Consider the following 13,474-nt stretch of genomic DNA (forward strand, 5'->3'; position numbering starts at 1 on the left):
TCCGCTTAAGCGGACTAAGGGTTTTTTATAGGAATCGCTCACTGTACCAGGTTCGTGCCTGCTCTGCTTCCTGCTGTGTGAGCTGATGACCGCCCTCCTGCCAAACAAGCGAAACGGATGCATGGGCATCTGTCAGATACTGATAAAGCTCCTCCGATTCTTCTTTTGTACATAGAGGATCGCGTTTTCCCGCACCGATAAACACAGGCATCCCTTCCATATCAGGCAGCTTCACTCCGCGAATCGGCACCATCGGATGATGCAGAACCGCTCCTTTCAGTACATCTTTATAATGAAACAAAAGACTTGCTGCAATATTGGCGCCGTTTGAATAGCCGGCAGCAATTACGTTTTCTCTGCTGAATCCGTACATTTGCGCCGCTTCATCAATAAAATTCTTTAATTCTTCCGTCCGTTCAATTAAATCTTTCTCGTCAAATACGCCTTCTTTCAGCCGCTTAAAAAAACGGGGCATGCCGTTTTCCGACACTGATCCTCTGACCCCGAGCAGACTTGCGTTCGGATCGATAAAACGTCCGAGTGACAGAAGATCATGTTCATTTCCTCCCGTTCCGTGCAAAAGCAGCAGAACATTTTCTGACGTTCCCTGTTCAAACACATGTTTCATCATCATTCTCCTTTCTCCATTTTGGGCAGAACAGCTGTAATCTGGCTGCGATGCTCTTCCAGCCATTCCGGAAGCTTCAGCTCTGTTCCGAGATTTTCAAAGGTTTCATCCGTCATAAAGCCCGGTTCATCGGTTGCCATTTCAAATAAAATGCCGCCGCTTTCTCTGAAATAGATTGAAGTAAAGTAAGACCTGTCAAGAATGTCAGATGAAGCAAGATGAGAATCAGCAAGAATATTCTTCCATTCCGCCTGCTCTTTTTCGCTAGTGCGGAAAGCGACATGATGAACTGTCCCGTAACCGCCGATACCTGCTTCTTTCGGCGCGAGATCAACATCTATAATATGTCCGATCCGCGCCTCCGATTGCAGCCTGACAATCTGATTTTCTTCTCCTGTCTTTGAATAACCGAAGCGTTCTATGAGAAATTGAATGGTTGCTTCAGGACGGTACGAGTACAGAAGAACACCTCTCATGCCTGTGATCGCTTCTTCTCCAGTAATGCCCGCAGGAGTCCATTCACTCTGTCCGCTTCTTTCATCTTCCATTATGGCAAGCGGCAGGTCTTCTGTATCATTAAAGAGAAGGACTTGTTCAGACAGCATGATCTGTTCTTTTACAGACAAGCCGTTTTCTTCAAGCCGGCGCTTCCAAAACGCGAGTGCTCCTTTTGGCACGGAGAAATAAATTCTTCCGGCCTGCCCTTTTCCCACGGTTCCCGGGCGGCTTCCCTGAAAAGGAAAAAATGTAATGATCGTGCCCGGCTCTCCGTTTTGGTTGCCGAAATAAAAGTGATAAGTGGCCGGGTCGTCAAAATTAACGGTTTTTTTAACGAGCCGCAAACCCAGCACTTCAGTATAAAACCGAAGATTTTCAGCAGGATCTTTTGCAAATGCGGTAACATGGTGCAATCCTTGTGTATTCAATGAATTCACTCCTAAATATCTTGATTTCGAGATATTAACTATTCTAATTTAATATGAATGAAGATGCAACTAAAGTGTTTCAGTTAAAAAAGTAATAGAATTCTTTTTTTTCTGAAAAATATCTTGTGATCTTATCTGACACCTGCTATGATAAGGAGCATTATCAAGTTTCAGGAGGAAAGTAAATGGTCAGAAAAGCACTAATTTTCGTTCTCATCTTAATCCCTTTCAGCCAGCTGGCCCTGCTGTCAGTCGCTAATCGGGTTCATCCGATCATTATCGGGCTGCCTTTTTTTCATTTCTGGCTGCTTTTATGGATCGCAGTCACTCCATTATGTTCGTTTCTTATTTATAGGCTGCAGAAGAAACAAGGAGGACTGGACTGATGCCCGCAAATATAACAGCATTGATCATTACAGCCGTCATCGTTTTAACCGTTGTCTGTATCGGCTTTATAGCCGGGAGAGACAAATCATCACGCACTTCTGTTGAGGAATGGTCTGTCGGCGGCAGACGGTTCGGGGGGCTCCTCGTATGGTTTTTAGTCGGCGCGGATCTCTATACGGCTTATACGTTTTTAGGCTTAACAAGCACAGCCTACACAGGGGGAAGCGTTGCTTTTTTTGCAATCCCGTATTCTGTTTTGGCGTATTTTATCGCTTATTTCTTTCTGCCGAAGCTGTGGAAAGTGGCAAAAATACACAAATTAACGACGCTTGCCGATTATGCCCGTGAGCGTTTTGACAGTAAACTTTTGGCCAGTCTTGTCGCCATTGTCGGCGTTCTTATGCTCATTCCTTATATTTGTCTCCAGCTGAGCGGAATTCAAGATACGCTTCAGGTGGCCGGATCGGGTGTCATTAATGTCAATATGGTCGTCATCATCTCTTTTATTCTTGTAGCGCTGTATACTTTTTTCAGCGGAATTAAAGGGCCGACGTTTACGGCGATTATTAAAGACATTCTCGTGTGGGTGATTATGCTGTTTATGGTCGTGTCACTCCCGCTGATCCATTTTCACGGCTGGACGCCGATGATTCACACTCTGGCTGAAAAAGCGCCGCAAATGCTGACGATTCCGGACTCGGGGCCGAAAGGAATTCCTTGGTTTATCACAGCTTCCATCGTATCTGCGCTGGCGCTCTTTATGTGGGCGCATGCGGCAACCGGCGTATTTACGGCAAAAAGCGCAGATGCCGTCCGCAAAAACAGCATGTTTCTGCCGCTTTATAATATTGTTTTGATTCTTGTTATTTTTCTCGGCTTTATCGCGTTTCTTGTCCTGCCGGAAGATACCAATCCGCGGCTCGCTTTATTGAAGCTGATTCAAACGTCTTACGGCGGAGTCGCGCAGGGCTTTGCTTACTCCACGATTGCTCTTGCGTCATTGATTCCCTGCTCTATCATGGCCATCGGAGCATCAAACTTATTTGCGAATAACTTATATCGGGATTTGATCCACCCGAATGTGTCACCAAGCAAGCTGACGATGATCACCCGTTCAATGGTATTTGTCGTCATCGGACTCGCGCTTTTATTCGGCATGCTGTTCCCGACTGCGCTCGTTACCCTTCAGCTTCTCGGTGTTTCCGGCATGGTTCAGATCTTTCCGGCTATCGCCGTCAGTCTGTTTTGGAAGAATCAAACGAAAGAAGCGACAATTATCGGTCTTCTCGTCGGTCTTATCGTGACATTCACGGTAAATATCACCCAATCCGCCCACGGTATATATGAAGGCTTTTGGGGTTTGACCGCTAACATGGCAGCCGTTATTATCCTTAACCCGTTTTTTGTAAAAAAAGCGGCTTCAAACGCCGTCAAAGACGGTTTATTCAATAAAGCGCCTTCTGATCAACTGAACCAAAAAGGCGCTTAACAGAAAGAAGCCGGCACGTAAATGTGCCGGTTTTTTACTTTTTTTCACTTCCATTTGTAGGTAGCCACGGTTTTAGCCGGGATGACAGCTTCAAACTGCCGATTTTCTGAAACGACATGGAATTTTTGATCGGCGGATGTCTGGTTGATTACGACTGTCACAATGGATTGATCAGGATTAAGGAACGATACATTCGAGACTGTGTTTTTGGAGCCGTAATTACTTTCTATCCGCTTTGCTCCCCGATCGATAAATTTTGAAAAGTTGCCTGTCATATGAAAGATCGGGATATTCCAATAGCGGTCAGGGTTTTTAGCATCCTGAATAAACAGCGTCGGGTCTGGGGTGCCTATCCAATGATGCGTCTTGATTTGACTGTCGAGCATCGTCACCCACGCATTGTAGCTTGACGCGCCATTGCGGAAATACTGCGCGATCCGGTCCGCCCCTGCCGTCCCCCAGACAGACCGCTCCGTTAAGTGAATAGATTGATCAGGATATCTCTTTCCGATTTCCGACATGACGGAAAGGTCACCGTCATAATCGTGAAAAGCGATGCCGTCTGCCGCCCGGTTTCCTTTTTTATCATCTAAAATCGGCGGAATATAGTTCCACGCCCCGCTCGCATTGTGATCATAAATCCAAATTTTCGTGTCAATTACGTGTTGTTTCATTTCTTTTTTTAAGGCCAGTGCCAGTTTACGCTGCTGAGACGGCGGCATATACATGCTCGGATAGTCGATTTCCAGCAAAGGTTCATTTTGAAGGGTCATCGCATAAATCGGAATTCCTTGCTTTTCGTACGCCTCAATAAATTTGCGGAAGTAAACGGCCAGTGCACCGATATATTTATCTTTCAGCTTTCCCCGCTTGAGGTTTTCATTCGTTTTCATCCAAGCCGGCGGGCTCCACGGTGAGGCAATGATTTTCAGTTCCGGATTTATCGCCAGCGCTTCCTTGATGGTTGCTGTAATGTGTAAATCAATATCCTTTTGGATCGAGAAATGACGGAGCTTAGGATCTGTTTGGCCTTCAGGCATATCATCATACGTATAAAATTCCTGTGCTGTAAAATCAGATGTCCCGATCGTTATGCGCATAACGTCCATTCCGATACCATCTTTGGGATCAACGAGTTTTTTCAGCACTTCTTTTCTTTTTGCGGGTGTCATTTTTGATAAATTATGGATTGTGGATTCTTCCAGGGACGATCCTACGCCTAACACACTTTGATAGCGGTGCGACGGATCAATATACACGGCAGCGGAGTCAGATGCCTTCTTTTTTGTCAATGTAAGCGGTGTTTGTTCGTCTAAGGCGTATTTCACTTCTAGCGGCCCGTTATACCACGTACGGGAAGCCGGATCTTTTTCAGAACTGAACCACACCCTTACTTTGTTTTTGTCTGAAGCCTTCCGATCAGCTGCATACACTTCGGTTTCCATGCTGCTTGATATGAAAAAGAAAAACATAAGAAAAACCAGCGTTATGTGCAGACCTTTTTTAAAAAACATGAACCACCATCCCTTTCCTTATTTTTATAAGCAATTCTAAATGAAAAGCCGGACAGTCACCTCCTTCCCGCTTAAATGAATGCGCTTTCAAAATTACTGATAAAAAGCAGGCTTCACACAACGGTGAAGCCTTCCCTTTTTACACCTTTAGGATACATATGAGCCGTTTGTTTCAATCACTTTTTTATACCATTCAAATGAGTCTTTCTTAAGCCGCCTCATTGAACCGTTGCCTTCATTATCCCGATCAACATAAATCATGCCGTAGCGTTTTTTCATTTCTCCGGTTGTAAATGACACGATATCAATAATTCCCCATGGTGTATAGCCCATTACATCCACACCATCATATGTGATTGCTCTTTTCAAAGCTTTTATATGTGACGATAAATATTCAATTCTTGAAGTGTCATGAATTGAACCGTCCTCTTCTAATGTGTCGATGGCGCCAAATCCGTTTTCCACGATAAATAACGGAATCTGGTAGCGGTCGTATAAGCGGTTTAATGTGTACCGTAAACCGGTCGGGTCAATCGCCCAGCCCCAATCACTCGCTGTAATATAAGGATTTTCCACGCCGTTTGGCAATCCTCCGTTTACGACATCCCCGGTATTATCGTTTGATACATCACTTTTTACGGTTGTAGACATGTAATAGCTGAATCCGAGGTAGTCCACTCGGCCGTTTTTCAAAATCTCTTCATCACCGTCTTCAAAGTGTATCTGATAGCCTTCTCTTTCAAACTCTTTTAACGCATAGCTTGGATAATATCCGCGAACCTGCACGTCCGGGAAGAAAAAACGCTGTCTCATCGTTTCTTCAGCCAGCATCACATCGTCGGGGTGAGATGAGTACGGGTAAATCGGAACATGTGATACCATCGCGCCGATCCTGAACTCGGGATTGATGTCTCTTCCCTTCGAAACAGCCAATGCGCTTGCCAGCAGTTCGTGATGGCCGGCCTGATACATGACTTCTTTTGCGTTTTCGTTTTCTTTGACGGCGACGCCCGAGTTCGTCCATAAAAAGATCGGATTATTCACATCCATCTTATTATTGATTTCGTTAAACGTCATCCAATAATTCACCTTATGTTTATAGCGTTCAAAACACACTTCAGCGAATTTCACAAAAAATCCGACTGTTTTTCTGTTTCTGAAACCGCCGTATTCTCTCGCCAAATGCAGCGGCATCTCAAAATGTGACAACGTGATTACCGGTTCAATCCCATGTTTCAGCAATTCATCAAACACCCGGTCGTAAAAAGCCAATCCTTCCTCATTGGGCTCGGCTTCATCACCTTTAGGAAAAATTCTGCTCCAGCCGATGGACGTTCTTAAACATTTCAGACCCAGCTCGCTGAATAATGCGATGTCCTCTTTATAACGATGATAAAAATCGATCGCTTCATGATTCGGATAAAATTCCCGCTCTTCAATTGTATCTGTTATTTTCCGGGGCACACCATGCGCGCCTGCCGTCATGACGTCCACTACACTCGGCCCCTTGCCGCCTTTATTCCATCCCCCTTCAAATTGGTGGGCGGCCAGAGCGCCTCCCCATAAAAAATCTTTTGGCAATGTCCCCATCGTTTATATCCTCCTTTATTTGACTGCCGCTTGCATGCCGAATAAATGCACTGCAGCCGCTTCAAGCATCCGCTTCGCAAGTGCAGAAGAATTCCTGCCTTTATTTTCATATTATACGCTTACATTATAATTGTACCGGTATAATTTATCAACACATAAAACAATTATAGTTAATTTACGAAATGGCTTTTAAAAACGATTATGCTATAATTCTGAAAGAAGCGGGACAATAAATGAATGAGGAATGTATATGTTAAAATACCAGCAAATCGCGATAGATATTGAAAAATACATAGAAGAACATCAGCTGCAGCAAGGGGATAAACTGCCTGTGCTGCAAACCTTAATGAGCCGGTTTAACGTGAGCAAAAGCACGATCACCAAGTCCTTAGATTTATTAGAAAAAAAGGGGATTGTGTTTCAAGTGAGGGGAAGCGGCATTTTTGTCAGACGGAATAAAAGAAAAGGGTATATCAGTCTGCTTTCTAATCAGGGATTTAAAGAATCACTTGAAGATTTTAATGTCACTTCCAAATTATTAGCGCTGGAAGTGAGAAAACCCACGCCTGAGGCTGCCCAAAATCTGAATATGCCACCTGACGGCGACGTGTATTATGTCAAGCGAATCCGATATATTGACGGGCTGACATTGTGTATCGAAGAGTCATTTTACAACAAATCCATTATTACGTATTTGAATAAAGAGATCGTGGCAGAATCAATATTTGATTATATTCGAGAAGGTCTCGGGTTAAAGCGCGGTTTTTCAGATTTATATCTGTACGCGGGGATGTTAAATGAGGAAGAAGCGGAGTACTTAGGTCTATTTACAGGAGCGCCTAAGCTTTGCGTTGAAACGATTTTTCATTTAACCAACGGCCAGCCGTTTGACTACTCAAAAGTCACCTATCACTATGAGCAATCACAGTTTTTCATTCAGGCGAACAGCCACCTTTTTGAACAGGAAACGACATAAGACGGGCTTTTCGCAAACAGAAAACACCCAATGCGCGAGCGGCGCACCGGGTGTTTTTTACTATTTCATATTCTTATTTAATGTTTCAACGGCTTTTTTCATTTGTGTATCGTTGTCCGCAAGCTGTTTTTGCAGATCTGTCATCAATTTTGCCGTTGTGTCTCCCGTTATAATGCCTGTTTGTTTCAGTTTCTCTTTTGCTTGGAATTGTTTAACTGCTTGTTCAAATGCTTTATCATACGTGCCGTTTACTTTCACGCTGTACCCCAGCGCTTTCAGCATTTTTTGCGCATTGGTGACGGTGGTTCCGGAATCCCCGTATTTGTATGTTTTTTTCGCATCTAAATACGGCAGGTTCGCATATTCAGGAAGCTTAACCTGATATTGCGGTTTGATGCCTTTTTTATGAATCCACTCTCCGTCCGCTGTCAGCCATTTAGCGATTGTCAGTTTAACGGTAGAACCGTCGCTGTAATCTTTTGCCGTCTGCACGGTTCCTTTTCCGAACGTTTTCTCGCCGATCAGCGGAATGCCCGATGATTCATGCAGCGCAGCCGACATGATTTCTGCGGCGCTCGCGGTGCCGTCATTGACGAGGACGACTGTCGGTTTTGTCACTTTTCGCTCTTTCGTCGCTTTCATGACCTCTTTCGTGCCGTCTTTGTATTCGACCTGCATGATATTTTTCCCTTTATCGATAAACATGTTGCTCATTTTGATGGCTTCATCCATCAGTCCGCCTGGGTTGCCCCTTAAATCGAGAATGTATCCTTTCGCTCCTTGTTTTTCGAGGCTGTCAATGGCTGAATTCAGCTCTTTTGCCGTCGATTCGGAGAAGGATGTGATTTGGATTTCGCCGATGTCTCCTTTTTTCATTTCAGAGTACACCGTTTCAACCGGAATGGTGTCACGTTTGATCGACAGGTTCAGATCGCCGACACCCGCTCTGTGCAGCACAAGCTTGACGTTTGTTCCCTTTTTGCCGCGGATTAATGCGACGGCTTCGTTTACATTAAGGCCTTTAACGCTTTTGCCGTTTACCTTCAAGATCTGGTCATTCGGTTTAACCCCCGCTTTTTCCGCGGGTGACCCTTTAATCGGCGATACGATCAGGATGCTGCCGTCCTTTTCTTCCACTTGTGCGCCGATGCCTTCAAACGAAGCGGAAATGGTTTCTTCAAAAGACTTTCCTTCCTGCGGATCCATATAAGAAGAATATGGATCATCCAGGGAACTGATCATGCCTTTTATCGCTCCGTCTACTAATTTGCTGTCATCTGTTTTTTGATAGTAATCACTTTTAATCTGCTCGTAGGCTTTATTGAATTTCTCAAATTTGCTGTTCGTCAAAGCAGCCGAGCCTTGTCCGAAAATGGTCGTATTGCCCGTGATAAACAGCGTAAGCGCCGAGGCTGCGACCGCGGTGATCAATATAATAAAAAACAGTTTAAATTGCCGCTTCAAGAAAACACCACCTTTTTATTCTTACATTATTATCATAGACGAACGCTCATTCGTCAACTTCAAACGTGAGGCGCCCTTCTTTCCCGTTTACCCAAACCTATGCTTTTCTCTCAACATATGCTGAGGAAAAAGGAGGATTCGGCCTTTGAGCAAATATTTAGAAATGCTGTCCTTATTCGGAGTCGGAGGGGCTCACCCCGGCGGGCTCGCTTTTTCCAAAGCCGTTCTCACAAAAGCGGCTCCTCCTCCTGGCGAACCGATTCTTGACGCCGGCTGCGGAACGGGACAGACGGCCGCTTATCTCGGCCTCCTGCTGTACCCCGTCACCTGTGTTGATAAGGATCCCCTTATGCTTGAAAAAGCAGCAAAACGATTTGCCGCTGAAGGCTTAACCATTCCGGGCTATTTGGCGGAGCTTGAGCGGCTTCCGTTTGCTGAAAATCAATTTTCCGCCGTTCTTTCCGAATCAGTTCTCACCTTTTCAAATCTTGATTCATCGCTGTCTGAAATCCTGCGGGTCCTTAAACCCGGGGGTATGCTGATCGGCATTGAAGCTGCTTTACAAAAGCCCATGCCGGAAAACGCCATCACGCAGATAAAAGACTTCTACGGTTTTACCGTATTGCAGGATGAAACGGCATGGAAACAGAGATTGCTTCAGCAAGGCTTTCAGAAAGCGGATTTCATTCCCGCTGTCTTTGAAAACAATGCGCAGGAGCCGACTACAGAAATGGATTTATCGCCCGTTATTCAGCCGGTTCACTACGATACGCTGACGGCTCATTACGAGCTTATGCAGACGTACCGTGAATATATGGGACACTGCGCTTTTGTCGCTTACAAGTAAAACGGCGATTGTCCTCCTGTTTTCGTCCAACCTTTTTACCGCACTCTATCATAAGCTGACATAGAAAGATAGGTTGGATAGGAGGAGAAAAGATGCAAAACTATTATCATCTTTGCCGGCAGCACCAGGGAAAAGTAGCAAGAATTACAGAACGAAACGGCAGAGTCCACGTCGGAAGAATCGTACGGGTGACTAACAGCAAAGTGTATATCGCCCCTGTCGGCGGCCGTCACAGAGGATACGGGTTCGGCTATTGGGGAGGCTGGGGAGGCTGGGGAGCAGCCTACGGTATCGGCCTTGGTTTAATTACCGGATTTGCGCTTGGAGGTTTACTCTTCTGGTAATAAAGAAAGCCCGCTTTCTATTTTTCAAGCGGGCTTCTTCTTATTACACTTTCTTTACTTCATTAAAATATTCTTCAAGTGTTAATTGATGGTCATGGATGGCTTTTGCCGCTTTTTTGCCTACATAGCGTAAATGCCATGGTTCATACTCATACTTTGTGACATTTTCTTTGCCTTTAGGATAGCGGATGATAAAGCCGTATTCATACGCATGGTCTTTCACCCATTTGCCGTCCGCCGTGTTTCCGAACGCTTCATTCAGCTCATATCCGTTGCTTTTGCTGGAAATGTCCATGGCAAGCCCCGTCTGGTGTTCGCTTTGCCCCGGATATGCGACGGCTTCTTTCGCCTTTTTTTCACCTTTCAGACTGACTTCATTATCGAAAATAACTTTCTGTCTGTCATAAGAGCGGTATCCTGAAACAGCAACCAGGTCATAACCTTCTTTTTTCCCGGCGCTGAATAGTTCCGCCAAAGCATCGGCGGCAGGTTTGCGGATATATCGTTTCTCGATTTTCTCAGTAAAAGAAAATTCGACTTTCGGGATCACGAGATCATTCGGTTTATAATCTCCCGGCAGCGTGTATGTCTTATTCACGAGCGCAAGTGTATTTGTCGGGTTTTGAATGGTCTCAAGCCCGTTCACTTCTTTAATATCATTAAAATATTTGCTCTCCAATACAAAATCGCTGTTTTCTGCCTTCGTTGTTTTTTTGCTTGATGTGTCATCTGATTGTTTTGTCTCAGCTGCTGTTTTTGTGTCCTTGTGGCTGTCGCCGCCTGAAATGCTGCAGCCGGTTCCCACGATTGCGGTTACGCTGAGAGCGGCAGCGAGCGAGAACCATTTAGTGGATTTCTTCATTTTACACTTACCTTTCTTTTTTTGAATCAGGGCGATGCATAAAGAAGAGGGCTGCTTTAATCAGCATAACCCTCATCTCAAGTTTACGATACAGTATGCAGCGCCAGTTTAATCATATCATGAAAAGTCGTTTGACGCTCTTCTGCCGTTGTTTCTTCTCCCGTTAATACGTGATCGCTTACAGTCAGGATAGACAGCGCTTTTTTGCCGTATTTAGCGGCAAGCGTATATAAAGCAGTCGTTTCCATCTCTACGCCGAGAACGCCGTATCTGGCAAGCTTTTCGATTTGGGAGTCTTCATTGTAAAACTGATCGGCGGTGAATACGCTTCCGACCGCTACGGGAAGATTGTTTTTTTGCGCTTCCTGGTACGCTTTATGAAGCAGTTCGAAGTCTGCGCAAGGAGCATAATCTACACTGCCGAAGGCGACACGGTTCATCTGTGAATCAGTTGAAGACGTCATAGCCAAAATCACGTCACGCACCTTCACGTCATTACGGATGGCTCCGCATGAGCCGACTCTGATTAAGTTTTGAACATCATAGCTCTGAATCAGTTCATTCACATAAATAGAGATAGACGGAACACCCATGCCGGTGCCTTGGACTGATACTTTTTTGCCGTTATATGTACCCGTAAATCCGTACATTCCTCTGACTTCATTATAGCATTCCACATTTTCAAGATAAGTTTCCGCAATAAATTTCGCTCTGAGCGGATCTCCCGGCAAAAGCACTGTATCCGCAATTTGGCCTTTTTCTGCGTTTATATGTACACTCATTTCCTTTTCCTCCTGCCTATTCAAACTCCCACCCATTGTACACTGAATAACGGTAAGAGACAATCATCAGCATGATCAGGGCGATCTTGGGCAGAATATGCGGGATGACAAGCCTAAAGAAAAAGGAGTGAACATAATGGGCAAAAAACAGCGCAACCGGGTGACCGGCCAGAAAAAGAACAATCACGTGCCCGTTTCAGACGTCATTGCAGCTGATGAAGCGCATGGAAAAGAGCATTCCGCCGCTAAACGGAAGCCTTAACACTGTCTTTCCCAGACAATACGGAAGCCGGCTGAAGATTCAGCCGGCCCCGTCTTACCTCGGCTGGACGAGCAGCCGGTTAATTTTGCTCCATCCCGCAGGGTTAAGCCTGTAATAGGTCTTTCCTTTTCTTCCTTCGTCTATGAGTATGACATCTCCGGTCGCTATGAATCTGGCTTGATAGTCGTTTGGGACCGTATCAGGCACATTAAAAACAGAAAATGCCCTTTCCAGTGCGTCTTGATGATTGTCAGCGGCCAGCTCTGTCCGATAGACGACCCTGTATCCCTTTTTCTCGCCGTAGCGGGGTGTTTGAAAAATCGTCACATCATAGGCGCAAATCTTTTTTTTAAACACGGGCAGCGATAACAGCATCAAGATCCCTCCCTCTTATTTCTTAATAGTATTAGCGTTTTTTCTCATTTTTCCTGTCTCTATTTTTGTCGAAACGGATGATACTTTTCGTCAAAGAGCGCAAAAAGCGAAACGAAGCAAAGTCCGAGACTGAATCCGGCAAGCACATCCGTCGGAAAATGCGCGCCCAAATAAATTCTGCTGAATCCGATCAGAATGACGAGAACCCCGGTAAAAACGGTGACGGCCCGTTTTCTTTTCGTGAAAAACGGAACATGCTTGATCAAAAAGTAAGCGATGACGGGATACATCACTGCCGAATTCATGGAGTGGCCGCTCGGAAAACTGTATGAGGTTTCATGGACGAGCGGTTCAAAAGCAGGTCTGGCTCTTTCAATCAATTCTTTTATTTTTATGTTTACAATCCGTTCAATGAGAAAGAGAAGCGGCAAAAAAACAACATCCGGCGTTTTTTTGTACATATACAGAGCCGCGCCTGTCAAAAGAAGGAGCGGCAAAAGCACCGCGGTCGTGCCGAGCTCCGTTATCCATAACATCAATTCATTCAGCCAGGGAGCCCTGATCCTGACAGCCGCTTCTATCACACGCTCATCAAAAACCCGGACGGCTTCTATCCGGATCGCTGCTGCGAGCAGAATAAACAATGCGAAAAGACTTGCTGGCTTGTACAACGTTTTCCCCCCATGTTTCATTCTCCCGAGCTGATTGAAAAAACCGAAGCTTTTTCACTTCGGTTCCGCAGTTTCAGTCTTCATCAAGCTCTTCGTCTATCATACATTTTTCTAATAAATAATCAAAGGTGATGTCGGCTATTTCGAAGATTTCCTCTTCACTCGGTATGTACCCGCGCATAGCAAGCTGACTGTAAAAATAATCAGCTATTTCTTCTGTGTCAATCACAAGATCTATTTCTTTCATGCAAACACCGCCTCCTTTTTTATGTTTTATGAAAAAACCGTTCAAATTATACCCGAAAGTTCTAAACGTTTTGTCCGCTCATATACTTTTAAAAAACAAGCCCCGGAGGG

16 protein-coding genes are annotated in these 13,474 nt (G+C 45.0%); 6 read left to right on the plus strand and 10 right to left on the minus strand.

Going from position 1 to position 13,474, the window contains the following annotated elements:
• Window positions 1–25: 25 nt before the first annotated feature.
• Window positions 26–628: an alpha/beta hydrolase gene (locus G9F50_RS09265; RefSeq protein ID WP_023356960.1), complete on the minus strand. Its 603-nt coding sequence runs from the start codon at window positions 626–628 to the stop codon at window positions 26–28.
• 2 nt (window positions 629–630) lie between these two features.
• Complete coding sequence (locus tag G9F50_RS09270) at window positions 631–1,554, minus strand: ring-cleaving dioxygenase (RefSeq protein ID WP_060562851.1); 924 nt, start codon at window positions 1,552–1,554, stop codon at window positions 631–633.
• 185 nt (window positions 1,555–1,739) lie between these two features.
• Between G9F50_RS09270 and G9F50_RS09275 the strand changes: the two genes are divergently transcribed.
• Together G9F50_RS09275 and G9F50_RS09280 are read left to right on the plus strand one after the other, a co-directional pair.
• On the plus strand, window positions 1,740–1,940 hold the full coding sequence (locus G9F50_RS09275; protein WP_003153716.1) for a DUF3311 domain-containing protein: 201 nt from the start codon (window positions 1,740–1,742) through the stop codon (window positions 1,938–1,940).
• On the plus strand, window positions 1,940–3,430 hold the full coding sequence (locus G9F50_RS09280) for a sodium:solute symporter family protein (protein ID WP_060562849.1): 1,491 nt from the start codon (window positions 1,940–1,942) through the stop codon (window positions 3,428–3,430). The genes G9F50_RS09275 and G9F50_RS09280 overlap by 1 nt, the downstream gene beginning before the upstream one ends.
• 44 nt (window positions 3,431–3,474) lie before the next feature.
• Here the strand turns inward: G9F50_RS09280 and G9F50_RS09285 are convergent, their stop codons facing one another.
• Entirely contained in the window at window positions 3,475–4,944 is a 1,470-nt protein-coding gene (locus G9F50_RS09285; protein WP_060562847.1) for a glycoside hydrolase family 30 protein, read from the minus strand.
• 147 nt (window positions 4,945–5,091) lie between these two features.
• The gene (gene bglA, locus G9F50_RS09290) at window positions 5,092–6,534 is read right to left on the minus strand and encodes a 6-phospho-beta-glucosidase BglA (RefSeq protein WP_060562845.1); all 1,443 of its coding nucleotides are present in this window, start codon (window positions 6,532–6,534) and stop codon (window positions 5,092–5,094) included.
• Window positions 6,535–6,784: 250 nt separating this feature from the next.
• Here bglA and G9F50_RS09295 point away from each other — a divergent pair, with 250 nt between their 5' ends.
• A complete protein-coding gene (locus G9F50_RS09295) occupies window positions 6,785–7,510 on the plus strand; it encodes a GntR family transcriptional regulator (RefSeq protein ID WP_060562844.1) in 726 nt (241 codons plus the stop codon).
• A gap of 60 nt (window positions 7,511–7,570) precedes the next feature.
• Here the strand turns inward: G9F50_RS09295 and ctpA are convergent, their stop codons facing one another.
• Window positions 7,571–8,974, minus strand: coding sequence for a carboxy-terminal processing protease CtpA (gene ctpA, locus G9F50_RS09300; protein WP_025284869.1), 1,404 nt, complete (start codon window positions 8,972–8,974; stop codon window positions 7,571–7,573).
• A gap of 145 nt (window positions 8,975–9,119) precedes the next feature.
• Here ctpA and G9F50_RS09305 point away from each other — a divergent pair, with 145 nt between their 5' ends.
• Together G9F50_RS09305 and G9F50_RS09310 are read left to right on the plus strand one after the other, a co-directional pair.
• Window positions 9,120–9,821, plus strand: coding sequence for a class I SAM-dependent methyltransferase (locus G9F50_RS09305; protein WP_060562841.1), 702 nt, complete (start codon window positions 9,120–9,122; stop codon window positions 9,819–9,821).
• A gap of 92 nt (window positions 9,822–9,913) precedes the next feature.
• Window positions 9,914–10,165: a hypothetical protein gene (locus G9F50_RS09310; RefSeq protein ID WP_007612011.1), complete on the plus strand. Its 252-nt coding sequence runs from the start codon at window positions 9,914–9,916 to the stop codon at window positions 10,163–10,165.
• A 43-nt stretch (window positions 10,166–10,208) separates the two neighbouring features.
• Here G9F50_RS09310 and G9F50_RS09315 read toward each other — a convergent pair whose 3' ends face one another.
• Both G9F50_RS09315 and deoD read right to left on the minus strand, forming a co-directional pair.
• Window positions 10,209–11,027, minus strand: coding sequence for a M15 family metallopeptidase (locus tag G9F50_RS09315; RefSeq protein ID WP_007407945.1), 819 nt, complete (start codon window positions 11,025–11,027; stop codon window positions 10,209–10,211).
• A gap of 83 nt (window positions 11,028–11,110) precedes the next feature.
• Window positions 11,111–11,809, minus strand: coding sequence for a purine-nucleoside phosphorylase (gene deoD / locus G9F50_RS09320; RefSeq protein ID WP_003153702.1), 699 nt, complete (start codon window positions 11,807–11,809; stop codon window positions 11,111–11,113).
• A 136-nt stretch (window positions 11,810–11,945) separates the two neighbouring features.
• Between deoD and G9F50_RS09325 the strand changes: the two genes are divergently transcribed.
• Window positions 11,946–12,071: a hypothetical protein gene (locus G9F50_RS09325; protein ID WP_003153701.1), complete on the plus strand. Its 126-nt coding sequence runs from the start codon at window positions 11,946–11,948 to the stop codon at window positions 12,069–12,071.
• Window positions 12,072–12,125: 54 nt separating this feature from the next.
• On the opposite strand, the gene G9F50_RS09330 is transcribed toward G9F50_RS09325, so the two are convergent.
• The 3 genes from G9F50_RS09330 to G9F50_RS09340 form a co-directional block, all read right to left on the minus strand.
• The gene (locus G9F50_RS09330; RefSeq protein ID WP_012117769.1) at window positions 12,126–12,446 is read right to left on the minus strand and encodes a YodL domain-containing protein; all 321 of its coding nucleotides are present in this window, start codon (window positions 12,444–12,446) and stop codon (window positions 12,126–12,128) included.
• A gap of 59 nt (window positions 12,447–12,505) precedes the next feature.
• Window positions 12,506–13,117 (minus strand): phosphatase PAP2 family protein, encoded by a 612-nt coding sequence (locus G9F50_RS09335; RefSeq protein ID WP_060562839.1) that lies wholly within the window; start codon window positions 13,115–13,117, stop codon window positions 12,506–12,508.
• Window positions 13,118–13,190: 73 nt separating this feature from the next.
• Entirely contained in the window at window positions 13,191–13,364 is a 174-nt protein-coding gene (locus G9F50_RS09340; protein ID WP_003153696.1) for a YozD family protein, read from the minus strand.
• Between the last annotated feature and the right edge of the window lie 110 nt (window positions 13,365–13,474).

Source organism: Bacillus sp. EKM206B (assembly GCF_011066015.1).
GTDB lineage: Bacteria > Bacillota > Bacilli > Bacillales > Bacillaceae > Bacillus > Bacillus velezensis.

Coding starts and splice junctions, on each gene's coding strand:
- G9F50_RS09325 (WP_003153701.1), top strand. CDS start 11,946: ATGGGCAAAAAACAGCGCAACCGGGTGACCGGCCAGAAAAAGAACAAT.
- G9F50_RS09330 (WP_012117769.1), bottom strand. CDS start 12,446: ATGCTGTTATCGCTGCCCGTGTTTAAAAAAAAGATTTGCGCCTATGAT.
- G9F50_RS09285 (WP_060562847.1), bottom strand. CDS start 4,944: ATGTTTTTTAAAAAAGGTCTGCACATAACGCTGGTTTTTCTTATGTTT.
- G9F50_RS09310 (WP_007612011.1), top strand. CDS start 9,914: ATGCAAAACTATTATCATCTTTGCCGGCAGCACCAGGGAAAAGTAGCA.
- G9F50_RS09265 (WP_023356960.1), bottom strand. CDS start 628: ATGAAACATGTGTTTGAACAGGGAACGTCAGAAAATGTTCTGCTGCTT.
- G9F50_RS09275 (WP_003153716.1), top strand. CDS start 1,740: ATGGTCAGAAAAGCACTAATTTTCGTTCTCATCTTAATCCCTTTCAGC.
- G9F50_RS09315 (WP_007407945.1), bottom strand. CDS start 11,027: ATGAAGAAATCCACTAAATGGTTCTCGCTCGCTGCCGCTCTCAGCGTA.
- deoD (WP_003153702.1), bottom strand. CDS start 11,809: ATGAGTGTACATATAAACGCAGAAAAAGGCCAAATTGCGGATACAGTG.
- G9F50_RS09280 (WP_060562849.1), top strand. CDS start 1,940: ATGCCCGCAAATATAACAGCATTGATCATTACAGCCGTCATCGTTTTA.
- G9F50_RS09340 (WP_003153696.1), bottom strand. CDS start 13,364: ATGAAAGAAATAGATCTTGTGATTGACACAGAAGAAATAGCTGATTAT.
- bglA (WP_060562845.1), bottom strand. CDS start 6,534: ATGGGGACATTGCCAAAAGATTTTTTATGGGGAGGCGCTCTGGCCGCC.
- G9F50_RS09295 (WP_060562844.1), top strand. CDS start 6,785: ATGTTAAAATACCAGCAAATCGCGATAGATATTGAAAAATACATAGAA.